Here is a 747-nt window from a genome sequence, read left to right on the forward strand (position 1 = left end):
CCAGGATGAACACGGCGCCATCACCCATTACCAATGGGACGCCGTGGGCCGCTTGCTGCAAACCACCTTGCCCACCGGCGCGACCCGCGCCTGGCGCTACAACGCCTACGGCAAGGTCATCACCGAGCGGGACGAACTCGGGCGCACCACCCGCTACGAATATGCCGACGACCTGCACCTGATCAGCCGTCGCCTCAACCCCGACGGCAGCGAATTGAAGTACCGCTACGACTCGGCGCGGCTGTTGCTGACGGACATCGAGAACGAATCCGGCGAGCACTATCGGCTGGACTACACGCCCAACGGACTGATCCGACAGGAAACCGGCTTCGACGGCCAGCGCACCGGTTACGCCTACGACCTCAACGGCCACCTGCTGGAGAAAACCGAACACGGCGCCGACGGCAGCCAGCGGATCACCACCTACCAACGCGACAGCGCCGGCCGCCTGCTGCGCAAGACCTTGCCCGACGCTACGACGGTTGATTACCGCTACGACGCCCTTGGCCGCTTGGTCAGCGTCGACGACGGTCATTGGCCGCTGGCCTACGAATACGACGCCCAAGACCGCCTCGTCGCCGAACACCAGGGCTGGGCGACCCTGCGCTATCGCTACGACAGCGTCGGTCGGCTGATTCACTGCCGCCTGCCCGACCGCAGCGCCCTCGACTACCGCCATGCCCGTGGCGGCGCGCTGATCGCCATCGACCTCAACGGCACCTGCCTGACCGAACACCGTTTCAAGGG

The 747-nt window shown here is 66.0% G+C and carries 1 pseudogene; it reads left to right on the plus strand.

Going from position 1 to position 747, the window contains the following annotated elements:
* Positions 1–747, plus strand: a pseudogene (locus FHK92_RS23415) (RHS repeat protein); the annotation flags it as partial.

The organism is Pseudomonas brassicacearum subsp. neoaurantiaca (assembly GCF_013608025.1).
Classification (GTDB): Bacteria; Pseudomonadota; Gammaproteobacteria; order Pseudomonadales; family Pseudomonadaceae; genus Aquipseudomonas.